We start from the raw sequence: 24,036 nt of genomic DNA on the forward strand, positions 1-24,036 counted from the left end.
ATGCGATATCTGCCGGTGTTTCTGGATCTGCAAAGCGGCAAGGTGCTGCTCGTTGGAGCGGGCGACCTCGCGCGCGCCAAGTTGCGGCTGCTCGCAGCCGCCGGCGCCGCGGTGCGCTGGTACGCGACCGACAGCGATCATGACATTGCCGGTCTCGCGGCGGAGGACGCCGCGCGGATCGAGCGCGCCGAAGGCGATCCGCTCACCGCCGACCTCTCCGATGTCATCGCCGTCCTCTGTGCCGGCGCAGGCGAGATCGGTGTTGCGATGTCGGTGCGCGCCAAGGCGATCGGCCTGCCGGTCAACGTGATGGACGACCTCGTGCATTCCACCTTCATCATGCCGGCGATCGTCGATCGCGGCGATGTCGTGGTCGCGGTCGGCACCGGCGGCACGTCGCCGGTGGTCGCGCGCCGCATCCGCGAGAAGATCGAGGCGGTGCTGCCGGCGCGGATCGGCGATCTCGCCGGCTTCATCGGCGGCGTCCGCAAATCGATCCACGCCCGCATCGAGGAGTTTCCGCTGCGTCGCCGCTTCTGGGAGCGCATTGTCGACGGCCCGATTGGCGCGCTGGTGCTGGCCGGCCGCAAGGACGAGGCCGAGCAGGCGCTGAACGCGATCGCCGATCCCGCCGCATTCGCCGGCGCGAGCGCGGAAGGCAAGGCCATCGGTCACGTGACGCTGGTCGGCGCCGGTCCCGGCGATCCGGATCTGCTCACGGTGAAGGCGTTGCGCGCGCTGCAGGATGCCGACGTCGTGTTCTATGACGAATTGGTGTCATCCGAAGTTCTCGACCGCATCCGGCGCGATGCCACGCGGATCCCGGTCGGCCGCCGTGTCGGCAAGCCCGGCATCGGCCAGGACGCCATCAATGCGCTGATGATCGAGGCCGCGCAGTCGGGCCAGCGCGCGGTGCGGCTGAAGGGCGGCGATCCCTTTATCTTTGGCCGCGGCGGCGAGGAAATCGAGGCGCTGCGCGACGCCGGCGTCGCTTACTCCATCATTCCGGGCGTCTCCGCCGGTCTGGGCGCGGCCGCGCAATTCGAAGTGCCGCTGACCTTCAGGCACGAGGCGCTGCGCATCACTTTCCTCACTGCGCACAAGGCGCGCGATGCCGAGGTTGTCGACTGGTCGGTGCTGACAGACAAGAAGATGACCGTCGTCGTCTATATGGGCATGACCGCGGCGCCTTCGATCCGCGAAGGCATGCTTGCCGCGGGCCGCTCGCCGGAGACGCCGGTCGGCGTGTTCGCGCGCGTGACGCGGCCGGATGCCAAGGCCGCGGTCGGCACGCTGGCGCGGCTGCCCGAACTGGTCAAACAGGTCGACGGCGGTCCGGCCATTCTCATCATCGGCGACGTGGTCGCGCATTCCGCGCCGTGGAGCCGGTCCAACGTCACCCAACTCTTCTCCAACCAGATGTTCTCCGAACTGCTGAAAGCTGCCGAATGACCTCTCCGCTTGAACAGAAGAAAATCAGGATCACGGGCCCGTCGGTGGTGACCGCCAACCGCACCTGGGATGGTGCCGTGGTGTACCGGACCGCCAAGCAAGGCTGGTCCACCGAACTGTCCGATTCCGCCGTCGTCAGCACCTCCGACGACGCGCGCGCTCTCTTGGCCGAAGCCACCGCTGACGATGTCGGCGCGGTCGGCCCCTACATCGCGCCGGTCGAGCTCAAGGACGGCGGCAAGCTCAAGCCGGGCAATCTTCGCGAACACATCCGCGCCAAGGGCGTCACGATCGATCTTCAGGTGCCGGCGTAAGGCTCATCCATCATGTATGCATATGACGAACTCGACCGCACGCTGATCAACGAGCGTGTTTCGGAATTCCGCGACCAGGTGAAGCGCCGCCTTTCCGGCGAACTCACCGAGGACGAATTCAAGATCCTGCGCTTGCAGAACGGCGTGTACCTGCAGCTGCACGCCTACATGTTCCGCGTCGCGATCCCCTACGGCACGCTGTCGTCGAAGCAGTTGCGCCGGCTCGCCCATGTCGCGCGCCGCTACGATCGCGGCTACGGCCACTTCACCACGCGGCAGAACATCCAGTTCAACTGGATCAAGCTCGCCGAGCTGCCCGATGCGCTCGCCGATCTCGCCGAAGTCGGCATCCACGCGATGCAGACCTCCGGCAACAACATGCGCAACGTCACCTCGGACCAGTGGGCAGGGGTGGCGCCCGGCGAGATCGAGGATCCGCGGATCTGGTCGGAGATCCTGCGCCAGCACACCACGCTGCATCCGGAATTCTCGTTCCTGCCGCGCAAGTTCAAGATCGCGATCACCGCCTCCGAGAACGACCGTGCCGCGATCAAGATCCACGACATCGGGCTGCGGCTGCACAAGAACGCCGACGGCGAGACCGGTTTCGAGGTGCTGGTCGGCGGCGGCCTCGGCCGCACGCCGTTCATCGCCAAGACCATCAAGCCGTTCGTCCACGGCCGCGACATCCTGAGCTATGTCGAGGCGATCCTGCGCGTCTACAACCAGTACGGCCGCCGCGACAACATCTACAAGGCGCGCATCAAGATCCTGGTGCACGAGCTCGGCATCGAGAAGTTCGCCAAGGAAGTCGAGGAGGAGTGGAAGGCGATGGGCGATGTCGGGCTGACGCTCGATCACGCCGCAATCGAGGAGGTCCGCTCGCGCTTCTCCTATCCGCCTTACGAGAAGCTGCCGCACATGCCGGACGAGCTGAAGCAGGCCGCGCATGATCCGCTGTTCGAGCGCTGGCGCAAGAACTCGGTGGCGCCGCACAAGGTGCAGGGCTATTCGATCGTGACGCTGTCGCTGAAGCCGGTCGGTGGCCCTCCGGGCGACGCCACCGCGGAGCAGATGGACGCGGTCGCCGACCTCGCGGACAAATATTCGTTCGGCGAGATCCGCGTCGGCCACGAGCAGAACCTGGCGCTGCCGCACGTCGCCAAGCGCGACCTGCCGCAGCTGTTCAAGGCGCTCGACCGCCTCGGCCTCGCGACGCCGAACGTCAACCTCGTCACCGATATCATCGCGTGCCCGGGGCTGGACTACTGCTCGCTGGCCAATGCGCGCTCGATCCCGATCGCGCAGGAGCTGACGCGCCGTTTCGCCAACCACGACACCGCCGACCTGATCGGCCGGCTGCACATCAACATCTCCGGCTGCATCAATGCCTGCGGCCATCACCATGTCGGCCACATCGGCATTCTCGGCGTCGAGAAGAACGGCGAGGAATTCTACCAGATCACGATCGGCGGCCGCGCCGACGAGAACGCGCAGTTGGGCACGCTGATCGGCCCGGCCGTTCCCTATGCGGAAGTCGCCGACGTGATCGAAGACATTGTCGAAGCCTATCTCGCGCTGCGCGACCGTCCCGAGGAATTGTTCGTCGATACGGTGAAGCGTCTGGGCGTCGAGCCTATCAGGGAGCGGGTCTATGCCACTCGTTAAGCAGGGAAGAATCACCACCGATCTGTTCGTGCATGTCGCCGACGGCGCCGAGCTGCCGGGCGACGGCGCGGTGCTGGTGAGCGCCGCGCGCTTTCTCGCCGATCCGGAGGCGCTGCTGCGCCGTCCCGGCAAGCTAGGGGTGATCTGGCCGAACAACCGCAACCTCGACGATCTCGTGCCGCATCTCGATCGGCTGGCCTCGGTCGCGCTGGTGTTTCCGACCTTCCGCGACGGCCGCGCCTACAGCCAGGCGCGCCTGCTGCGCGAGCGTTACGGCTATGACGGCGAACTGCGCGCCACCGGGCAGATCCTGCGCGACCAGTTCGTGTTCATGACGCGCGCCGGCTTCGACGCCTTCGAGGTGAAGAAGGATGCCGACGCCGACGCGTTTGCCGCGACCATGAAGCGCTATTCGGTGTTCTACCAGCCGACCGGCGACGGCCGCGTCACCGCACTCAACCGCCGCATGCAGCTGCGTCACTCGGAGAGCGCCGGCCAGTGAGCACGCTTGCACCAGGGCTCGTGGTGGCGCCGGCCGATGCGCTCGATCGCGCGCTGCGCACGGCCTCGCCCGCCGAGGTGATCGCGGCCGCGGTCAAGACGCTCGGCCGCGAGAAAGTGGCGCTGGTGTCGTCGTTCGGCACCGAGTCCGCCGCGCTGCTCAAGGTGATGGCGGATGTCGATCCGGCGATCCCGGTGGTGTTTCTCGATACCGGCAGGCTGTTCGAGGAGACGCTGGCTTATCGTGACACGCTGGTCGAAACGCTCGGCCTCACCGACGTGCGTTCGATCAAGCCCGATGAGGAGGCGCTGTCGCGCCAGGATCCGGACCGCGAATTGTGGTTCACCGATCCCGACGCATGCTGCCGCATCCGCAAGGTCGAGCCGCTGGCGCGTGCGCTGAAGCCGTTCGCCGGCTGGATCAACGGCCGCAAGCGTTTCCAGGGCGGTGCCCGCGCCGACATCCCGGTTGTCGAGGATGACGGCGTCAGGCTGAAATTCAATCCGTTCGCCAACGTCTCGCGCGAGGAGATCGAGGCGATCTACACGCTCGGCAAGCTGCCGCCGCATCCACTTGTCGCATCGGGATATCAGTCGGTCGGGTGTATGCCTTGCAGCAGCCGGTCCGCTGCCGGCGAGGATGCGCGCGACGGCCGCTGGCGCGGCCGGGCCAAGACGGAATGCGGCATCCATACGATGAAGATGCCATAGGGTATGGAGCAGGGCGCTCGATCGCGATGAGCCTTCATCGCGATTTGGCGACGCGACAAAGCCTTCGCAGTGCCGAGACTTCGTAGCACAAGCGCGCTGCGCCGCCGAAAACAAAGAAAACCGGTTTCGTTGACTCAAGACCACTTCACCGTGAGTTATGTCTTGCGTGTTCCCTGACATTTCTCAGGTTGAATGGAGACAGAAATGATCCGTCGTATCCTGCCGCTGGTCGCGGGACTGTTGTGGGCGAGCTCAGCCTTCGCGGCCGACTATTCGCTGCTGAACGTGTCGTATGATCCGACCCGCGAGCTCTATGTCGATTTCAACAAGGCGTTCGCCGCGGCCTATCAGAAGGAAACCGGCAAGAGCGTCGAGATCAAGCAGTCGCATGGCGGCTCCGGCTCGCAGGCGCGCTCGGTGATCGACGGATTGCAGGCCGATGTCGTCACGCTGGCGCTCGCCTATGACATCGATGCGATCGCGGGCAAGGGCCTGATCGCGGCCGACTGGCAGAAGCGGCTGCCGCTCAACGCCTCGCCCTACACCTCGACCATCGTGTTCCTGGTGCGCAAGGGCAATCCCAAAGGCATCAAGGATTGGAACGATTTGATTAAACCCGGCGTCAGCGTCATCACGCCGAACCCGAAGACCTCGGGCGGCGCGCGCTGGAACTATCTCGCCGCCTGGGGCTATGCGCAGAAGAAGTTCGGCTCCGCGGACAAGGCGAAGAAGTTCGTCGCCGATCTCTATCAGAACGTGCCGGTGCTCGACACCGGCGCGCGCGGCTCGACCGTGACTTTCGTCGAGCGCGGCGTCGGCGACGTGCTGCTGGCGTGGGAGAACGAAGCCTTTCTGGCGCTTCGCGAATTCGGCGCGGACAAGTTCGAGATCGTGGCCCCGGCGCAGTCGATCCTGGCCGAGCCGCCGGTCGCCGTGGTCGACAAGGTCGCCGACAAGAAGGGCACCCGCGCCGTCGCCGAGGCCTATCTGAAGTACTGGTACACCAAGGAAGGCCAGGAGATCGCCGCGCGCAACTCGTACCGACCGCGCGATCCCGAGATCGCCAAGGAGTACGAAAAATCCTTCGCCAAGGTTGAACTTTTCACCATCGACGACGTTTTTGGTGGTTGGACCAAGGCCCAGAAGGAGCACTTCGCCGAGGGCGGCATCTTCGATCAGATCTACAAGAACTGATCGGATTATCAGGGGGATATGTGAGCACAGCGGTTGCACGGCGCAGTACCCTGCCGGGGTTCGGTCTCACCATGGGACTGACCCTGACATGGCTGTCCGTTATCATCCTGATTCCGCTGGCCGCGCTGTTCCTCAAGACGTTCGAGCTGAGCCTCGACCAGTTCTGGGGCATCCTGACCAGCCGCCGCACCCTGAACGCCCTGAAGATTTCGTTTGGGCTTTCGTTTGCGGCCGCATGCGTCAACCTGGTGATGGGCACCGTCATCGTCTGGGCGCTGGTGCGTTATCGCTTTCCGGGCCGGCGGCTGTTCGACGCCATCGTCGATGTTCCGTTTGCCTTGCCGACGGCGGTCGCCGGCGTCGCGCTGACGCAGCTGTTCGCCCAGAAGGGCTGGCTCGGCGCGCCGCTCGCCGAGCTCGGCATCAAGGTCGCGTTCACGCCGATCGGCATCTTCATCGCGATGATCTTCATCGGCATTCCGTTCGTGGTGCGCACGGTGCAGCCGGTGCTGATCGATCTCGATCCCGAGATCGAGGAGGCGGCGGCGAGCCTGGGCGCCAATCGCTGGCACACGGTGTTTCGCGTCATCCTGCCGAGCTTGATTCCGGCGCTGCTCACCGGCTTCGCGCTCGCCTTCGCCCGCGCCATCGGTGAATACGGCTCGGTGATCTTCATCGCCGGCAATCTGCCCAATGTCTCCGAGATCGCGCCGCTGTTGATCGTGATCCGGCTGTCCGAATTCCGCTACGCCGATGCCACCGCGATCGCGGTCGTGATGCTGGTGGCCTCGTTCCTGATCATCTTCCTGATCAACCGGCTGCAGCGCTGGGCGCAAGCCCGCATCCCCGTGCATTGAGGTCTTGCGATGTCGATGCAGACGGGATTGGTGACCTCGACCACGCAACTGCGGACCTACGCACCCGCGACCGATGTCAGCGTCGCGGCGCCGGCGCCGCGGCTCGAGATCGCGCGCGCGGAGCCGGGGACGGCGCAGCGCAATCTGCGCACCGAGCCCGGCCCGATCCGCTTCATCATCATCGCGCTCGCGATCGCCTTCCTCAGCATCTTCGTCGTGCTGCCGCTGGTCGTGGTGTTCGCGTCGGCGTTCTCGAAGGGGATCGGCGCGTATCTCGCGGCGCTGGCGGAACCCGAGGCACTCGCCGCCATCAAGCTGACGCTCTTGATCGCCGCGATCTCGGTCACGCTCAACCTCGTGTTCGGGGTGATCGCGGCCTGGGCGATCTCGAAGTTCGAGTTCACCGGCAAGACCTTCCTTATCACGCTGATCGACCTGCCGTTCTCGGTCTCGCCAGTGATTTCGGGCCTGGTCTACGTGCTGTTGTTCGGCGCGCAGGGCTATTTCGGGCCGTGGCTGCAGGCGCATAACGTCCACATCCTGTTCGCGGTGCCGGGCATCGCGCTGGCGACGATCTTCGTCACTTTCCCCTTCGTGGCGCGCGCGCTGATCCCGCTGATGCAGGAGCAGGGCACCCAGGAAGAGGAGGCGGCGATCTCGCTCGGCGCCTCCGGCCTGCAGACCTTCTTCCGCGTCACGCTGCCCAACATCAAATGGGGCCTGCTGTACGGCGTACTGCTCTGCAACGCGCGCGCGATGGGCGAGTTCGGCGCGGTGTCGGTCGTCTCCGGCCACATCCGCGGCGAGACCAACACGATGCCGCTGCTGGTCGAAATTCTTTACAACGAGTACCAGTTCGTCGCCTCGTTCGCGATCGCATCGCTGCTCGCGATGCTGGCGCTGATCACCCTGGTGGCGAAAACCGTTCTCGAACGGCGGCTCGACGAGGCAGAGGTGCCCGATGGCGATTGAAGTCAAGAATATCGTAAAGACGTTCGGCAGCTTTGCCGCGCTCGATAATGTCGACCTCAAGGTCGCCGACGGCGAGTTGCTGGCGCTGCTCGGTCCGTCCGGTTCCGGCAAGACGACGCTGCTGCGCATCATCGCGGGCCTGGACTGGCCCGACTCGGGCGAGGTCGCGATCGACGGCGAGAATGCGCTCTCGCGCGGCGCCAGCGAGCGCCAGGTCGGCTTCGTGTTCCAGCACTACGCGCTGTTCCGCCACATGACGGTGTTCGAGAACGTCGCCTTCGGCCTGCGCGTGCAGCCGCGCGCGATCCGCAAGGACGAGGCGACGATCCGTGCCCGCGTCAAGGAGTTGCTCGACCTGGTGCAGCTCGATTGGCTGGCCAATCGCTATCCCAGCCAATTGTCCGGCGGCCAGCGCCAGCGCATCGCGCTGGCGCGCGCGCTCGCGATCGAGCCGCGGATCCTGTTGCTCGACGAGCCGTTCGGCGCGCTCGATGCCAAGGTGCGCAAGGAGCTCAGGCAATGGCTGCGCTCGCTGCACAACGAGATCCACGTCACCTCGATCTTCGTCACCCATGACCAGGAAGAAGCGCTCGAAGTCGCCAACCGCGTCGTGGTGATGGACAAGGGCAAGATCGAGCAGATCGGCTCGCCCGGCGAGGTCTATGACAATCCGGCGACCGCCTTCGTGCATGGCTTCATCGGCGAATCCATCGTGCTGCCGGTCGACGTCGCCGGCGATGCGGTGCGGCTGGACGGCCGTCCCCTGAACATTCCGGCTTTGGGCGCGGCGTCGGGCGCGGCAAAACTGTTCGTCCGCCGCCACGACATGGCGGTCGGCCCGGCCGGAACCGGCGCCCTGGAAGGCGCCATCCGGCACGTCCGCTCGTTCGGTCCGATCCAGCGCGCCGAGGTGGCCCTGTCGGGGAGCGAGGGCAAGACCGTGATCGAGATCGACGCCCCCCGCGACCGCGAGCTCCAGGCCGGCGAAATCGTCTCGCTGCAGCCCCGCCGCTACCGGATCTTTGCCGCCCAGGAGTAGGCATCCGGGCGACGGTTCCTGACCACATTCACCGTCATTCCGGGGCGGTCCGTAGGACCGAGCCCGGAATCTCGAGATTCCGGGCTCGCTTCGCGCCCCGGAATGACGGCATTTCGCAGCCAAAAGTTAGCCCCTGTTCACCATTCAGCCACGGTTGGTATGCAACAACGGCGGGCCAATCTTTGGGGGTTTTCTTACAGTGAAACGGACGACGGTCGCCCTGTTCGGGCTTCTGCTGCTTGCCGGCTGCGGCACGGACACCAAAATCCCGGAAGAACCGACCATGTATCTCAACATGGCCCAACCCGGCGCTGTCCTGGATAGCCAGGCGGCCGCGATCATGTTTTCGCAGTATCGCCAGAACAATGGTCTTGGCACCGTGGTGGTCGATCCGGACCTGACCAAGCTCGCTGAGCAGCAGTCGCAGGCGATGGCCGCCCGCAACAAGATGGACCATGACGTAAAGGCCCCGCTCGGCAAGCGGCTGCAGGCCGGAGGCTATCCCGCCACCGTCGCGGTCGAGAACATCTCGGCCGGCTATCACACGCTGGCAGAAGCCTTTTCGGGCTGGCGTGATTCACCGCCGCACAAGGCCAATATGCTGAAGAGCGGTGTCACAAAAATGGGCATCGCGGCGGTCTATGCTCCCAACACCAAGTACAAGGTGTTCTGGACGCTCATTTTGGCGGCAACCTGATCTCGATAAATTCCGCGTGATCTAACCCCATAATCTCGCTGATTGACGCCGCGGCGAACTGTCGCCACGGTTGCGGCCCAAGTCGTTTTTGAGCGAACGGTTACGAATGGATACTTCCGACACCGCGCCTGCCTCGACGCCGGCGCAAGCGCAGCGCGTGCTGGTTCTTCAGGGCGGCGGCGCGCTCGGCTCCTATCAGGCCGGCGCCTTTCAGGCGCTCTGCCACGCAGGCTTCGAGCCGGAATGGATCGCCGGCATCTCGATCGGCGCCATCAACGCCGCGATCATCGCCGGCAACGAGCCGGCCGAGCGTGTGCCGCGGCTGAAGGAATTCTGGGAGATGGTGTCGGCGCCGGTGCCGTGGAATCCGGTCTCCAACCATGAGCGCGCCCGCTCGCTGTTCAACGAGACCAGTGCCGCCATCATCGCGACCTTCGGCGTGCCCGGCTTCTTCACGCCGCGGATTCCGCCGGCGCCGCTGTGGCCGCCTGGCAGCTCGCAATCGCTGAGCTATTACGACACCGGGCCCTTGAAGAAGACGTTGGAGCGCCTCGTTGATTTCGACCGCATCAACGATCTGAAGACGCGCCTGTCGGTTGGCGCGGTGAGCGTCACCTCGGGCAATTTCCGCTATTTCGACAATTACGAGTTCAGGAAGCTCGGCAAGAAGATAGGCCCCGAGCACATCATGGCCTCGGGCGCGCTGCCGCCGGGCTTTCCGTCCGTCGTCATCGAGGGCGAGCATTATTGGGACGGCGGCATCGCTTCCAACACCCCGCTCGACTTCGTGCTCGACGAGGAGACCAGCCGCGATCTCCTGATCTTCCAGGTCGATCTGTTCAGCGCGCGCGGGCCGTTGCCGGAGACGCTGCTGGAGGCCGCCGAGCGCGAGAAGGACATCCGCTATTCCAGCCGGACGCGGATGAACACCGACAAGAACCGGCAGATCCACAACGCCCGCATGGCGGTACGCGACCTGATCGGCAAGCTGCCCGATTACCTGAAGAACGATCCGTCGGTCGAGCTGCTGCGCAAGGCGTCCAAGGAGAACACCGTCACGGTGGTTCACCTGATCTACAAGAGCAAGAACTACGAGAGCTCCTCGAAGGACTACGACTTCTCCCATGTTGCGATGGTCGAGCACTGGGGCGCGGGCGTCCGCGACGTGCATTTGTCGATGCGTCACAAAGAATGGCTAGAACGGCCGCAGTCCGGGGAGACCATGGTGACTTACGACCTCACGGGGGATGAACCCACACCCCCCGCAAGCAAATAGGAGCGACCGACAATGGGTACGTTGACAGGCAAGACCGCCGTTGTGACCGGCTCGACCAGCGGCATCGGATTGGCGATCGCGCGCGCCTTCGCCGGTGCCGGCGCCAATATCGTTCTCAACGGCATGGGCGTTCCGGCCGATATCGAGAAGGAGCGTTCCGGCATCGAGACCGACTTCAAGGTCAAGGCCGTGCATTCGCCGGCCGACATGACCAAGCCGGCCGAGATCGCCGACATGATTGCGCTCGGCGAGAAGACCTTCGGTTCGGTCGATATCCTCGTCAACAATGCCGGCATCCAGTTCGTTGCGCCGATCGAGGAATTCCCGCCGGAGAAGTGGGAAGCGATCATCGCGATCAATCTGTCGTCCGCGTTCTACGGCATCCGCGCCGCGGTGCCCGGCATGAAGAAGCGCGGCTGGGGCCGCATCATCAACACCGCCTCGGCGCACTCGCTGGTCGCTTCGCCGTTCAAGTCGGCCTATGTCTCGGCCAAGCACGGCATCGCCGGCCTCACCAAGACGGTGGCGCTGGAGCTCGCGCAGCACAAGATCACCTGCAACTGCATCAGCCCGGGCTATGTCTGGACCCCGCTGGTCGAGCACCAGATCCCGGAGACCATGAAGGCGCGCAACATGACCAAGGAGCAGGTCATCAAGGACGTGCTGCTCGCCGCGCAGCCGACCAAGGAGTTCGTGACATCCGATCAGGTTGCGGCGCTTGCGCTGTTCCTGTGCAGCGACGATGCCGCGCAGATCACCGGCTCCAACTACTCGATCGACGGCGGCTGGACCGCGGAGTAATTTTCCGGCGGGATTTGGCGGCCTCAGAACAAGCCGGCTCTGATTGGATCAGGGCCGGCTTTTGTTTTGGGGCTGCAAGCGTCGCCATCGCCTGGAGCCATCGCTTTTGGCGAAATTTTGCAACTTTTTCCGATCGGATTCAGGACGATTTGGCACGCCGTGGGATGATGGCATGGGCATTCCTGACGAGGAGCAAATCGGATGGAGCAGCGGCAGGCAAATAACGAGGTGATGGGCGAGCCGCATTCCGAGCTTCGGCCCAGCTCCCAGCTACGGCTCAAGGGCCAAGTGGTCCTCGACGGGAGCGCCGGTTACGACGAGGCGCGCAAGGTCTGGAACGGCGCCGTCGACAGGCGGCCGGCCATGATCGCCTACTGCGCGGATACCCGGGATGTGGTCGAGGCTGTGACATTCGCGAGGTCCCGCACGTTCCCGGTGGCCGTTCGCAGCGGAGGCCACAATGTCGCTGGCCTCTCGGTCTGTGACGGCGGCATGGTCATCGACCTGTCGCGGATGAAACGCATCGATGTCGATCCGGTCAGGCGCACCGCGCGCGCGGAGGCCGGCCTCGATCTCGGCGAATTCGATCGTGCCACGCAGGCGCACGGCCTGGCGACCACCATGGGGGTCAACAGCGACACCGGCATCGCCGGGCTCACGCTTGGCGGCGGCTTCGGCAAGCTCGGGCGAAAATACGGGTTGACCTGCGACAACCTGATTGCCGCCGAAGTGGTGACAGCCGAGGGACAAGTTTTAAGGGCCAGCGCGACCGAACACCCCGACCTGCTCTGGGGCTTGAGAGGCGGCGGCGGCAATTTCGGCATCGTGACTGCGTTCGAATACCAGTTGCACGCGATCGGCACGTCGTTGCCCGTCGCGTCAACGCTCTATCCTTACGATCAGGCGCGCGAGGCCATGCAGTTCTACGATGAATTCGCCCGCAACGCTGCCGATGAGGTCAACGTCGATGCGGCCCTTGTGACGCTGCCGTCGGGCGACCGGTTCTTCAACATCTCCGGTTGTTATGTCGGCTCGCATCATGACGGTGAGCGCGCCCTTTCGCCGATCGTCAAGTTCGGCTCGCCCGTCGAGACGCGCCTCGCAACCGTTCCCTATCTCGAGATTCAGTCAGGCGGCGATGCCCTGTTTCCGCGGGGACGTCGCTATTACTGGAAGGCGCAATTCCTGCGCGAGATCGGTGCCGGCGCGATCGACGCGCTGCTCGACGCCTATGCGAGAGCCCCCAACACCTCGTCCTTGCTGGTTCTCCAGCATGTCGGCGGCGCAATTGCACGGGTTCCGCTATCGAGCTCGCCTTACGCAAACCGCGATGCGGCGTTCGACTGCTTTCCGGTCGCGATCTGGGACGATCCGGCCGGTGACGAAGCGAACATGCGTTGGGCGCGCGAGCTGTGGAGTGCCGTCAGGCCCTATTCGACCGGCGGCGTCTATGCCAACAACCTGGGGGATGAGGGCGAAGACCGCGTGCGCGATGCCTACGGCGAAAATTACGCACGTCTTGTCGCGCTCAAGAACAAATACGATCCGACGAATTTCTTCCGCCTGAACCAGAACATCAAGCCGACGACATAGTTCTGGGCATCGGAGAAAATCCAAATGCGAAGCCGCTGGACCATTCTTGCTGCTCTGTTCGTCGCTCGTGCCGCCATCGCCTTTCAGTTTCAGAGCGTCGCGGCCATCGCGCCACAGCTCAGCCAGGGTCTGGGCGCGAGCCTGGCCGATATCGGCGTTCTGATCGGGCTCTACTTTGCGCCGGGCGCCTTGCTTGCCTTGCCTGGCGGCGCGATCGGCCGCCGCTATGGCGACAAGGTGGTGGTCCTTGCCGGTCTCCTGATGATGCTGGCAGGCGAACTGCTGATGACCACGTCGACGTCGTGGAGCGTGCAGATCGCAGGCCGGCTGACTGCCGGCATCGGCGGCGTCCTCCTGAACGTCCTGATGACCAAGATGATCGCGGACTGGTTTGCCGGCCGGGAAATCGCCACCGCGATGGCCATTTTCATCAACTCATGGCCGGCCGGCATCGCAGTCGCTCTCATGCTGTTGCCGGCAATCGGAGCCACGCTCGGACTCCATGCCGTCAATCTTGCCGTCGCCGGGGTGATCCTGATCGGTCTCGGCCTCATAGCTCTGGTTTATCGCGCGCCGGATGCGGCCGTCGCGGTTGAAGGCGAGCCTAGCAGCCTGACCGCCGACACGATCTGCGCCGTGATTGCCGCTGGGCTGATCTGGTGTCTCTACAACATCGGTTTTGCGATGATCTTCAGTTTCGGTCCATCGATGCTGGTCGAGCAAGGCTGGTCCGGCGCCGCAGCCGGATCAACCATCAGTATCGTGCTCTGGCTCGCCGCCCTTTCGGTGCCGTTGGGCGGCTTCCTCGCCGATCGGACCAGGCGCGGCGAGGTCATCCTGATCACGGGCTGCATCGCCTTCGCGCTTCTGACACTGCTCTTGTCGCGCAGCGGCACGGTGCTTCCCGTCGTCATTGCTCTTGGAATCCTCTGCGGCCTGCCTGCCGGTCCGATCATGAGCCTGCCTGCGCGCGTGCTCGAGCAGAGGACGCGGCCGATCGGAATGGGAATATTCTACACCGTCTTTTACGCCGGCATGCTGGCTGGACCTGCGATCGGAGGAAAGCTCTCCACCGCGGTCGGCTCCGCGAGCGCGGCGCTCGACTTCGGCGCCGCCGTGCTGCTGGCTTGCCCGGCCGTTCTGTGGTTCTTCCGACGCATGGTTGCCGGCCACTCTTGGAAGCAGGCGGACATCAGGCGCGCCTGACCGGCGCAAGGCTGAACGCCGTTAGGCGGGTTTTCCAGTCCGGCGGCGCTCATGCATCGCATGATGCCGCGCCGGCCGAATGCTACGGCGCCGTCCGCCGCTTGCCGAACGCCAGCACGTGCAGCCCGAGGCGCGAGCGCACGACATAGAACAAGAGGATCGTCTCGAAGGTCAGCGACAGCGAGGTCGAGGCGGCGGCGCCCATCCCGCCGTAGCGGGGGACGAGGGCGATGCAGAGCCCGACATTCATCAGGAACGACACCGCATAGGCCGTCGCGCAGATGCTCTGGTGGCCGAGCATGTTCAACAGCCGCTCCACCGGCCCGATCGCCGAGCGGACCACGAGGCCGATCGCGGCGACGAACATGATGCTGTAGCCGTCGACGAATTTCGGGCCGAACAGCCACAGCAGCGGCTTGCCGAACACCAGCAGGGCGACGGTCGCGAGCAGCGAGGGCCAGAACGTCCAGCTGATGGCGTGCGCGACATAGGCCGACAGCCGCTCCTTGTCGCCGAGCGCGTTGTATTCGGCGAAGCGGTGCGCCGTGGTCGCCGCCATCGCGTAGTGCACGAACGACACCAGCGCCAGCGTCTTCACCACGGCGAAATAGATGCCGACCTCCTCGGACGAGCGGAACTGCTGCAGCATCAGCACGTCGGTGTAGCCGAGCAGCAGATAGAAGCTCTCGACCAGCATGATCGGCAGCGAGATCGCGAACCAGCCCTTGACGTCGTAGCTCTTCTCGCCCACCCCGAGATGGGCGGTGAGGCGGCGGTTGAGCACGACCATCTGGCCGATCGCCGCGATGTATACCGCGGCGGCGCTCGCGATCATCGCCGCGGTGGCGCCGAGATTGAGGCCGAGCGCCAGCGCGCCGGCGGTCAGCGCGATGATCAGCCCCTGCCGAACGATGAACTGCGGCATCAGGCCGAGCTGCATCCAGTCATGCGCGCGGGAGATGCCGTCCTGGGTGTTGGCGACGACGAAGGGCGGCAACGTCAGGCAGCCGATATAGAGCGGCACCACGGCGTTGGGATCGATCCAGGGCGAGGCGAGGTGGATCACGCCGGCGAGCAGCAGCGCGACCGTGCTGGACGTCGCCAGCACCACCCAGCGGCCGCCGGAGAGGAAGCCGCGCAGCGCCGCAAGGTCGCCGCGCGCGCGGTATTCCGGAATGATCTTCTGCGCGGAGGGCGCGATGCCGAAATCCATGGTGCTGCCGAGCAGCAGCACCCAGGTCCAGACATAGACGTAGATGCCGTAATCCGAGCCGCTCATCCAGCGCGCCAGCAGGATCTGCGCGAGATAGGCGATGCCGGCGCTGATGACGCGGATGGCGAAGATCATGCCGGCGAGGCGCTTGGTGACCGACGCCTCGTTGGTGCCGCCGAGCGCGCGCGCTGCGAGGCCGCGCAGGCGTGCGGCCCGGCCCAATGGCGCGGAGGTTGCCGATTGTGTCTCCATCACAGCCAAGGCGGAAAATTCCTAAAGCGCCGCGTGGCGGCAATGGCCTCCGATCTATCAACGAAACGTTAAGATTGGGTTCGGTGACGCACCTCTTCGGGGGCGTCCCGGGGCAGTGCGAAGCACTGAAACCGGGAGCTCGAGATTCCGGGTTCGATGCGCTGCTTCACCCCGGAATGACCCTACGGCTCAATTCAAATTGATATTGAATTCGTAGCTTTTGTCGCCGCCGACCAGCGTCAGCTTCAGCGCGGCGCCGTCGGCCTTGGCGCCGGGCGGCAGGCCGTCGAGCTCGAAAGAGAAACGCTTCACGCCCGGCGGCGCCTGCGCAACGAGCTTGGGCACCGGCAGCGCCCAGTCGGGCGTCGGCCCCTCGACGAACAGGCTGAGGTCGCGGCTCTCGGGCGCGGTGACATCGACCAGCACGTTGTTCTTGCCGTCGCGCTTGACGTCGCGGATCGAGAACGGGATGGGGTCGCCGATATTGGCGGGCTTCGGCACCGCGTTGAGCGCTTCCGAAAGCGCGGCGTCCTCGGTCGAGGCGACGCTCGCGAACGCCAGCTCGGCCTTCGCCTCCACCGGTACGCACAGCTTCTCGCACACCGCGTAGTTGATGTCGGCGCGCAGCACCAGCGGCTTGTCGGGATTCTTCGCCACGATGCGCAGCGGCAGCACCACCTGGTGCTTGTAGCCGAGCGAGGTGCCGCCGGCGCCGTCGTCGAATTGCCGCGGCGCCGGCCACATCACGGTGACCGCCTCGACGTTATCCGACCTGGAGAAATCGAACCGCGGCGGCACGCCGGAATCGCCGGGCGTCCGCCAATAGGTCTTCCAGCCGTCCTGCAATTGGAACGCAATGCCGCCAAGCAGCACCGCGCCGCTGCGCGATCCGGCGAGCAGCCGCACCGCCGAATGCGTGTCCTGTTGCCACGGCGAGGCGTCGTCGGCGCGGACCTCCGTTGCCGTACATGCGACGGAAAACAGGGCGGCAACGCCAAATGCGGCACGCAAGGGAACTATGACGATCATGAGACGTCTTTACCCGCAACTTTCGGTGCAAACCATTGAATTGCTTGTGATGCATCGCCGCACGGCGGTCGATGGTTGATTGACAGAACCGCCACCCGATATCAGGATGCCAAATCAGCAGGAAAGGCCTTTGCGGATGCGCCCTGAAGGCAAAACAGGCAAGACTCGCAAAACCGCCGCCGGCAGAAGCCCGGCCGTCGGTGCCCATGCCGCCGAAGGTGGCTATCTCGACGGCCAGATGCTGATCGCGATGCCTGTCATGAACGACCCCCGCTTCGAACGCTCCGTGATCTACATGTGCGCGCATTCCTCCGAGGGCGCGATGGGCATCATCGTCAACCGTCCCGCCGGCAGCATCGATTTCCCCGGGCTACTGGTGCAGCTCGACATCATCGAGAAGTCGGACCAGATCCAGCTGCCCGAGAATGCCGAGATGATGAAGGTGATGAAGGGCGGCCCGGTCGATACCGGCCGCGGCTTCGTGCTGCATTCCAGCGACTTCTACATTCAGGATGCGACGCTGAACATCGACGACGGCATCTCGCTCACCGCGACCGTCGATATCCTGAAGGCGATCGCCAAGGGCGCCGGGCCGAAGCACGCGATCCTCGCGCTCGGCTATGCCGGCTGGGCGCCGGGCCAGCTCGAGAACGAGATCCAGCACAATGGCTGGCTGCATTGCGACGCCGATCCGGAGCTGATCTTCGGTACCGACGTCGACGAGAAATACGCGCGCGCCTTGCGCAAGATCGGCATCGAGGCCGGCATGCTGTCGAACGACGCCGGCCACGCGTAGGCTGTCGCTGAGGTCGTCGACGATCCCAACGCATTCTCAGTGTCGTCCCGGCGAAAGCCGGGAGGTGGATTCACATTCGAAGTGCAACACTTGAGCAAAGGACTCGGCAGGCGTGCGGTAGTCAAGGCATTTGCGCGGGGTGTTGTTGTAGGCGGCGATGAACTGGCGGAATCTGGCGGTCGAGAGGGTTACGAGATCCGTCTTGCGGGGAATAAAGCGGCGCATCCTGCCGATGGCGTTCTCGATGCCACCCTTCTGCCAGGGGGCATGGGGATCGCAGAAGAAGGTCGCGATCGAGAGGCGGTGCAGCGCCAGGTGACCGGCGAACTCGGTGCCGTTGTCGAAGGTAACGCTCTGGCGCAGCTCTTGTGGAAGGGGCGCGAAGAAGCCCACGAGATGGCGGGCGACACCGCGCGCGACCTTGCTGGCAAGGCGGATGCCGAGCAGCAGCCGCGAGGTGCGCTCGTGCACGGTCAGCACGGCCTGACCGTATTTCGAGAACATCATCAGGTCGGCCTCCCAGTGCCCGGGCACGCTGCGGTCGGCCGCTTCGAGCGGCCGATTTGCCAGGGAAACACGGCCTTCGATGAAGCTTGCGGGGCTGCCGCCCCGCTTGCCGCGGCAGCCGCGCTTGCTCTTGGCGCGCGGCAGATAGCGCCGCCAGTTGAAGTCCGTGGTGCGCCTGAGTTGGCGATAGATGAAGCGGTAGATGGTCTCGTGGGAGATCACCTTGCGCCCGTACTCGCGGGCCAGCCGGCCAGCGACCTGCTCGGGCGACCAGCCGCGGCGAAGGCGTTGCAACACCGCGCGGCGCAGGCCGGGCTCCCGTTCGAGGCGTCCGCCCGTCCAGCGCCGCGCTCGCATCTGGTGCTGGGCATAGCTCGGCTTGTAGCCGACCTGGCTCCCCCGATTGCGCCTCAGTTCCCGAGAGATCGTTGATGGCGAGCGATCCAGAGCTGCCGCGATTTGCCGGACCGAGCTGCCATTGGCCGATAGGCAGGCAATCTCGCATCGGTCGTCCAGAGAGAGCTGCTTGTAAGTCCGCCCCATGGCAACACCTCCTCAAGGAAGTGTTGCACTTCGTTTGTGAACTCAGGGGACCCATAACCACCGCATGCAGTTGTGATGCCGCGCTGGGGCCACAGCGTCGTGCAATAACAGCGCTCTGTGGTTATGGGTCCCGGCTTTCGCCGGGACGACACCAGTAGTTCCGCCTACTCCGCCGCTTCCTGCGCGACCGTCGGCTGGGTGCCCGCGACCGTGGCGCGGCGCATGTCGCGGGGCTGTGACTGGTCGTAGCGGCGGACGCGGTGCACGGTCTGGCGGTTGTCCCACATCACGAGGTCATGCACCGTCCATTTGTGCACATAGACGAATTCGGGCTGCGTCGCGTGCTCGGTCAGATCGCGCAGCAGCAGCCGCGCCTCCGGCGTGCTCATGCCCCTGATGGCGCCGGCGTGAGAGGACAGATACAGCGACTTGCGGCCGTGCACCGGATGCGTCCGCACCAGGCGCTGCAGCACCGGCTTGAACATCTGCTTCTCCTCGTCGGTGTAGTCGAGGAAGCCGAGCGAGCCGCGCGAATACATCAGCGAGTGCTCGCAGATCATGTCCTCGATCTCGGCCTTGGTCTCGTCGTCGAGCGCGTCATAGGCGGCGCGCATGTCGGCGAATTCGGTGTTGCCGCCCTTCGGGTTCACCACGCGCGCCGACAGCAGCGAGAATTTCGCCGGGATCGGCCGGAACGAGCTGTCGGAATGCCACAGGCAGTTGCCGAGGTTGAACAGATGGGTGCGGTGGTCCTTCGGCAGCGGCTTGCCGTCCTTGCCGAGATTGCTGACGTCGTTCAGCCCGGAGGCGAGGCGGTAGTCCTGCTTCTTCGTCACCGTGCCGCCGCGCGCATCTTCGCGCTCGCCGAAATTCAGCGCGAATGCCATCTGCTGCTCGTCGGAGATGTCCTGGCCGTGGAACACAAGCACGGCGTATTTGTCCATGCCGGCCTCGATGTCGATCGCTTCCTGCTTCGTCAGCGGCTTGCGCAGATCGACGCCGGAAACCTCGCCGACGAAATGCTTGTGAAGCTGCCGGATCAGGACCGTCATTGGCGTATCTCCCCGTCTATCGCGGGCGGTTTTCCCGCTTCATTTGACGGGAAGGCTACTCGACGCGCGCGCGCTGTCAACGCTCGCGGGCCGTGCGCGGGTCAGGCATTCCGCGCCATCAACCCGCCGTCGACCGGAATCACGGCGCCGGTCAGGAACGATGCGGCGGGCAGGCACAGGCTCAGCGTCATGTGCGCGACCTCTTCCGGATCGCCGTAACGGGCGAGCGCGGTGCGGCGCTTGGCGTAGAGCGTCTTGTGCTCCTCGGAGATGCGGTCGGTGATGGCGGTGCGGATCGGGCCCGGGCAGATGCAGTTCACGGTGATGCCCTCGCGTCCCAGTTCCACCGCGAGCGAGCGGGTCAGGCTGGTGACGCCGCCCTTGGCCGCGGAGTAGGGGCTGTGCAGCGCGGTCGCGCCGAGCGCCTCGGTCGAGGCGATGTTGACGATGCGCGGCGAGCGCGACTTGCGCAGGTATGGCAGTGCCGCGCGGATGATGCGCGGATGCGCCGTCAGCATCACCGCGATGCCCTTGGCCCAAGCGTCCTCGTACGCGGGATCGTCGATCGGCACCCGCACCGAGATGCCGGCATTGTTGACGATGATGTCGAGCCCGCCGAAATGCGCGGCGACGTCGTTGACGACTTTGGTGATGGCGTCGCGATCGCCGACGTCGAGCGTCCAGGCCTTCGCCGAGCCGCCGCTTGCCGAAATCTCCTTCGTCACCGCCTGCGTGCCTTCTTCGGTCAGGTCGGTGACCGCGACATTGGCGCCTTCATCGGCAAACACCCGCGCGGTGGCGCGGCCCATGCCGCTGGCGGCGCCGGTGACGAGAACGGTGAGGCCCTTCACCGAACGGCTGAGCTGCTTGTATTCGGACATGACGGACCCCCCGTTGATTTTCTGCGTTGTGAGAGACGGCAACGCTGGCACCGATCGCAAGATACGTCAAACCACTGATCCCATATCGGCATGCGCGCAGCGCGTTAACGCAAGTTTCCCGGTTGGCTTTCCGAGAAGGATCATGCGCAATCAAGACAACAGCACGAGAGAGGAACGCGCGATGAACGAGCTCGATTTCGGCGGCAAGCAAGTATTGGTGGTCGGCGGCTCCAGCGGCATCGGCAACGGCATCGCGCAGGCGTTCCGCGCCAAGGGCGCGCGCGTCGCGATCTGCGGCACCCGCGCGCAGGCGAGCGACTATTCCGCCGAGGAAGGTTCGCATCTCGAGGGCCTCGCCTACGCGCAGCTCGATGTCAGCAACCCGCAGGCGATCGAGGCCTTCAAGCCGTCGTTCGACCAGCTCGACGTGCTGGTGCTGGCGCAGGGCGCGGTGATTTACCGCCGTGGGGAATTCGAGATGGAGGGCTTTCGCAAGGTGCTCGAGGTCAACCTGATGAGCCTGATGGCCTGCGCGACCAAATTCCAGCCGATGCTGAGCGCAGCCAAGGGCTCGCTGATCATCGTGAGCTCGACCGCGGCCTATCATTCCACCATGGGGAATCCGGCCTACAACGCCTCGAAGACCGGCGCCGTCGGGCTGACGCGCACGCTCGGCGAGGCCTGGGCGGAGAACGGCATCCGGGTCAACGGCATTGCGCCCGGCCTCGTCGACACCAAGATGACCAAGGCGACGACGGCAAATCCGAAGCGTCTCGAAGGCGCGCTCGAGCGCATTCCGCTGAAGCGTCTCGGCACGCCCGCCGACATGGCCGGCGCCGCGCTGTTCCTGGCCTCTCCGCTCGCCTCCTACATCGTCGGCCAGACCATCGTCGTCGACGGTGGGCTGATCCTGTAACCGCAGGAACCTGCGCGCCGTTTCCCGGTTAGCTCCCGGACAGATCAGGGAGCGTGACGATGGACAAGGATCGGATTTTCGGAACGGCGAAGGAGTTCGCGGGCAAGGCCGAAGGTGCTGTCGGCGACGCGACCGGCGATGCGCAGACCCAGGCCTCGGGCCGCGCGCGCGAAGCCGCGGGCTCGGTGCAGGATCTTTACGGCCAGGCCAAGGACGCCGCGCGCGACGCCGCCGACACCGCGGTCAACTACGCCAAGGATGCCTATGAGCATCGCGGCGAGACCGTTCGCAGCGGACAGAAGGCGATGGCGCATGCGGTGCAGGAGAACCCGCTGGGATCGCTGCTGATCGCCGGCGGCATCGGCTTTGCACTCGCGCTCCTGATGACGCGCCAGCCGCGCCGCCCGCCGCCGTCGCGCTGGCGCTATTACGGCTGAATCTCGAGAGGTGCGCAGGGCGGGTTAGCGATGGCGTAACCCCCCTCTCGCTGCGCAAGACATCGGCGGGTTACCCGCCCTCGCAAATCCACCCGTCGTCATTGCGAGGAGCGAAGCGACGAAGCAATCCACCCGTCCGCGCGTGTGGATCGACGGATTGCTTCGCGGAGCTTGTCATCGGGCGCGCGTTCGCGCGACCCGTTGGCTCGCAATGACGGAGCCTGCCCGCTTCGTCGGAAGAACCAGGCAGAAATCCCTACTGCCACGGACTCCCCGGCACCGCGGCCCGCTGTCCGACACCGCGCGGCGGGCGCGGCGGCGGAGCGACCAACGGGCGCTGCTGCGGCGCGCCGAACCCGAACAGATCGCGCAGCCAAGGCTGTGTCTGCGGCTGCTGTTGCGGCTGGGCCTGGGTCTGGGCCGGACGGAACACGCGCCTTGGCGGCTTCGGTGCGGTGATGATCGAGCCGTCGGGCGCGATCGCCGTGGTCGAGGGCGGCGGATTGGCCGGTCCGCCCGCCGGCGCGGCGGGCGTGGTCGCGGCAACCGGCACATCGCCCTTGGCTTGCTCGCGGCCCATCTCGCGGCGCGGCCAGACGAAATCATCGGCGCGGCCGGCGGGTGGCGCCAGCGCCTCCCCCTTCACCAGCGTGCGCGCGGCGAGCGCATCGACGGCGGCGGGCCGCGAGCCCGGTCCGCCGAGCAATTGATCGGTGCCGACGGTGGAGGCGACCAGCGGCAGCACCGGGCCCGCCAGCGGCCGCGGCGCGGGCTTGCCGGGCTCCGCGCTGGTATCCGGCGTCGCGGGTTCGCTCGGCAGCGCGATCGGCCCGGAGCGCACCGCGAGCAGGCGCGTCACCTCGCGCTCGACATAATGCGCGAGCTTGCGCGCGCCGGCCTTGGTGAAGAACACGCCGTCATCGGTACGCAGCTTGCGGGGCTGGCCTTCGAAGTCCGGGCCCTTCTGCATGAAGCGGCCGGCCTCGTCGACAAAGCCGTCCCAGACGTCAACATAGGTGATGCCGGCCTTGCCGGCGCCGTCGCGATAGAGCGCGTCGAGGAACAGCATGTCCGACGTGCCCTTCTGGCCGCGGATCGCGGGCAGGCCGACCCACAGCACCGGCACGCCCTTGCTCTTCAGCACGTTGATCAACTCCTCGATCTTCTTGCCGTAGAGCTCGACCCAGCGGTCGTCGCGGAATTCATAGAGGCCGTTCGGCGAACGCGCAGTCTTTTCCGGCGCGGCCTGCGAGTCATTGTCGGCGTCGTCGGCCGGCGGCTCGGCCTCGACCGGCTTGCCATCAGTTTTGGCGGCGGCATCGGGCTTGTCGCCCGGCTTGGCTTCGGGCTTGCCGCGCGCGTCCTTTTTCTCGTCCTTCTTGTCGACCTTCTTCTCCACGACAGATTCTCGGATCGCGGTGCGGTCGTTGAGGCCGAGCATCACGACGATGGCGTCGGGGTTCTCGGTGGCGAGAATGCCCTTCGCGGCCGCGGCCCAATCCGCCGGATCGCCCTTGGGCTGATAGCGGATCAGGCCGGAGACCGTCTTGTGCTTGCGGATCACGCCCATGTCGGGCTGGTCGGAATAGGCATCTTCCAGGCCATAGCCGAGCCAGTCGGCCATGGCGTCGCCGATGACGAGCACGTTGCGCTCGGCGGCCACCTCGCGCTTGGCCGGTGCCGGAGCGCGCGAGAAATCCTCGCGCGGCCGCTGCGGCTGCGATGATTGCGGTTGCTGCTGCTGGAACGGCGCGAAGAAATCGCCGCCGAACCAGCCGCCGCCGCCGTGCTGCGGCGGAGCGCGGCGCTGTGGTTGCGGCGGTCCGCCACCAAAGCCGGGGAAGCCGAAGAATTGCGCCGAGGCGGGCTGGGCGATGCCGATCAACAGCGCAAGCGCTACCGTCAGCGCGACCAGCGGACCGGCTTCGGTGAATATGCGCAAAAAGGACTTTGGCTCTCGCATCGCGTTCGGTCGCAAATGATCTGGAAGTACGTGAGCATACTAGCGGAATCGGGCCGCAAGCGGGCAGCTTTTCCACCATAAATCGGGTGCCTCCGGCCGCCGTCAAGACAGGCGGCAAATATCGGATTTCACGGTTACTTTTGGGGTGGAGGGCCCAGCCGTCGCG

Annotated in this window: 23 protein-coding genes; 17 read left to right on the top strand and 6 right to left on the bottom strand. The window is 65.5% G+C overall.

The genetic code is table 11. The annotated features are described in order from the left end of the window. The 14 genes from cysG (at position 1) to ACVI1L_RS17865 (ending at position 14,281) form a co-directional block, all read left to right on the top strand. Positions 1-1,452, top strand: a complete 1,452-nt coding sequence (cysG, locus tag ACVI1L_RS17800; RefSeq protein WP_456783380.1) for a siroheme synthase CysG — start codon at positions 1-3, stop codon at positions 1,450-1,452. Beyond that, positions 1,449-1,766, top strand: coding sequence for a DUF2849 domain-containing protein (locus ACVI1L_RS17805; RefSeq protein WP_028334721.1), 318 nt, complete (start codon positions 1,449-1,451; stop codon positions 1,764-1,766). The genes cysG and ACVI1L_RS17805 overlap by 4 nt, the downstream gene beginning before the upstream one ends. Positions 1,767-1,778: 12 nt before the next feature. Next, a complete protein-coding gene (locus tag ACVI1L_RS17810; protein ID WP_253625043.1) occupies positions 1,779-3,434 on the top strand; it encodes a nitrite/sulfite reductase in 1,656 nt (551 codons plus the stop codon). Continuing rightward, complete coding sequence (locus tag ACVI1L_RS17815) at positions 3,421-3,936, top strand: DUF934 domain-containing protein (protein ID WP_456783381.1); 516 nt, start codon at positions 3,421-3,423, stop codon at positions 3,934-3,936. The genes ACVI1L_RS17810 and ACVI1L_RS17815 overlap by 14 nt, the downstream gene beginning before the upstream one ends. Beyond that, on the top strand, positions 3,933-4,646 hold the full coding sequence (locus ACVI1L_RS17820; protein ID WP_456783382.1) for a phosphoadenylyl-sulfate reductase: 714 nt from the start codon (positions 3,933-3,935) through the stop codon (positions 4,644-4,646). The genes ACVI1L_RS17815 and ACVI1L_RS17820 overlap by 4 nt, the downstream gene beginning before the upstream one ends. Positions 4,647-4,850: 204 nt before the next feature. Continuing rightward, positions 4,851-5,840 carry a sulfate ABC transporter substrate-binding protein gene (locus ACVI1L_RS17825; RefSeq protein WP_456783383.1) on the top strand — a complete coding sequence of 330 codons (990 nt, stop codon included), beginning with the start codon at positions 4,851-4,853 and terminating at the stop codon, positions 5,838-5,840. Positions 5,841-5,890: 50 nt separating this feature from the next. Continuing rightward, on the top strand, positions 5,891-6,697 hold the full coding sequence (cysT, locus tag ACVI1L_RS17830) for a sulfate ABC transporter permease subunit CysT (RefSeq protein WP_076824967.1): 807 nt from the start codon (positions 5,891-5,893) through the stop codon (positions 6,695-6,697). Positions 6,698-6,706: 9 nt separating this feature from the next. Then, positions 6,707-7,669: a sulfate ABC transporter permease subunit CysW gene (gene cysW / locus ACVI1L_RS17835; RefSeq protein WP_456783384.1), complete on the top strand. Its 963-nt coding sequence runs from the start codon at positions 6,707-6,709 to the stop codon at positions 7,667-7,669. Then, positions 7,659-8,708, top strand: a complete 1,050-nt coding sequence (locus ACVI1L_RS17840) for a sulfate/molybdate ABC transporter ATP-binding protein (protein WP_028342240.1) — start codon at positions 7,659-7,661, stop codon at positions 8,706-8,708. Before cysW ends, ACVI1L_RS17840 begins: the two co-directional genes overlap by 11 nt. Before the next feature lie 199 nt (positions 8,709-8,907). Further along, positions 8,908-9,405: a CAP domain-containing protein gene (locus tag ACVI1L_RS17845; protein WP_028334729.1), complete on the top strand. Its 498-nt coding sequence runs from the start codon at positions 8,908-8,910 to the stop codon at positions 9,403-9,405. Between the two features lie 106 nt (positions 9,406-9,511). After that, entirely contained in the window at positions 9,512-10,681 is a 1,170-nt protein-coding gene (locus ACVI1L_RS17850; protein WP_456783385.1) for a DUF3734 domain-containing protein, read from the top strand. A gap of 12 nt (positions 10,682-10,693) precedes the next feature. Further along, positions 10,694-11,482: a 3-hydroxybutyrate dehydrogenase gene (locus ACVI1L_RS17855; RefSeq protein ID WP_137476689.1), complete on the top strand. Its 789-nt coding sequence runs from the start codon at positions 10,694-10,696 to the stop codon at positions 11,480-11,482. 201 nt (positions 11,483-11,683) lie between these two features. After that, positions 11,684-13,075 carry an FAD-binding oxidoreductase gene (locus ACVI1L_RS17860; RefSeq protein ID WP_456783386.1) on the top strand — a complete coding sequence of 464 codons (1,392 nt, stop codon included), beginning with the start codon at positions 11,684-11,686 and terminating at the stop codon, positions 13,073-13,075. Between the two features lie 24 nt (positions 13,076-13,099). After that, entirely contained in the window at positions 13,100-14,281 is a 1,182-nt protein-coding gene (locus ACVI1L_RS17865; protein WP_456783387.1) for an MFS transporter, read from the top strand. Between the two features lie 82 nt (positions 14,282-14,363). On the opposite strand, the gene ACVI1L_RS17870 is transcribed toward ACVI1L_RS17865, so the two are convergent. Both ACVI1L_RS17870 and ACVI1L_RS17875 read right to left on the bottom strand, forming a co-directional pair. Then, positions 14,364-15,746, bottom strand: a complete 1,383-nt coding sequence (locus ACVI1L_RS17870; protein WP_156436122.1) for an oligosaccharide flippase family protein — start codon at positions 15,744-15,746, stop codon at positions 14,364-14,366. A gap of 189 nt (positions 15,747-15,935) precedes the next feature. Next, on the bottom strand, positions 15,936-16,775 hold the full coding sequence (locus ACVI1L_RS17875) for a protein-disulfide reductase DsbD domain-containing protein (protein WP_076824943.1): 840 nt from the start codon (positions 16,773-16,775) through the stop codon (positions 15,936-15,938). A gap of 136 nt (positions 16,776-16,911) precedes the next feature. Here ACVI1L_RS17875 and ACVI1L_RS17880 point away from each other — a divergent pair, with 136 nt between their 5' ends. Further along, a complete protein-coding gene (locus ACVI1L_RS17880; protein ID WP_076824945.1) occupies positions 16,912-17,571 on the top strand; it encodes a YqgE/AlgH family protein in 660 nt (219 codons plus the stop codon). A 36-nt stretch (positions 17,572-17,607) separates the two neighbouring features. On the opposite strand, the gene ACVI1L_RS17885 is transcribed toward ACVI1L_RS17880, so the two are convergent. The 3 genes from ACVI1L_RS17885 to ACVI1L_RS17895 form a co-directional block, all read right to left on the bottom strand. Beyond that, positions 17,608-18,621 (bottom strand): IS30 family transposase, encoded by a 1,014-nt coding sequence (locus ACVI1L_RS17885; RefSeq protein WP_456783388.1) that lies wholly within the window; start codon positions 18,619-18,621, stop codon positions 17,608-17,610. Between the two features lie 164 nt (positions 18,622-18,785). After that, complete coding sequence (locus ACVI1L_RS17890) at positions 18,786-19,673, bottom strand: TauD/TfdA dioxygenase family protein (protein WP_456783389.1); 888 nt, start codon at positions 19,671-19,673, stop codon at positions 18,786-18,788. 101 nt (positions 19,674-19,774) lie between these two features. After that, a complete protein-coding gene (locus ACVI1L_RS17895) occupies positions 19,775-20,554 on the bottom strand; it encodes an SDR family NAD(P)-dependent oxidoreductase (protein WP_076825229.1) in 780 nt (259 codons plus the stop codon). 181 nt (positions 20,555-20,735) lie between these two features. Here ACVI1L_RS17895 and ACVI1L_RS17900 point away from each other — a divergent pair, with 181 nt between their 5' ends. Both ACVI1L_RS17900 and ACVI1L_RS17905 read left to right on the top strand, forming a co-directional pair. Continuing rightward, entirely contained in the window at positions 20,736-21,470 is a 735-nt protein-coding gene (locus ACVI1L_RS17900; RefSeq protein WP_456785565.1) for an SDR family NAD(P)-dependent oxidoreductase, read from the top strand. Between the two features lie 59 nt (positions 21,471-21,529). Beyond that, complete coding sequence (locus ACVI1L_RS17905; RefSeq protein ID WP_050387227.1) at positions 21,530-21,907, top strand: CsbD family protein; 378 nt, start codon at positions 21,530-21,532, stop codon at positions 21,905-21,907. A gap of 256 nt (positions 21,908-22,163) precedes the next feature. Here ACVI1L_RS17905 and ACVI1L_RS17910 read toward each other — a convergent pair whose 3' ends face one another. After that, positions 22,164-23,870: an SGNH/GDSL hydrolase family protein gene (locus ACVI1L_RS17910; RefSeq protein ID WP_456783390.1), complete on the bottom strand. Its 1,707-nt coding sequence runs from the start codon at positions 23,868-23,870 to the stop codon at positions 22,164-22,166. Positions 23,871-24,036: the final 166 nt, after the last annotated feature.

It is taken from the genome of Bradyrhizobium sp. USDA 4516 (assembly GCF_054055915.1).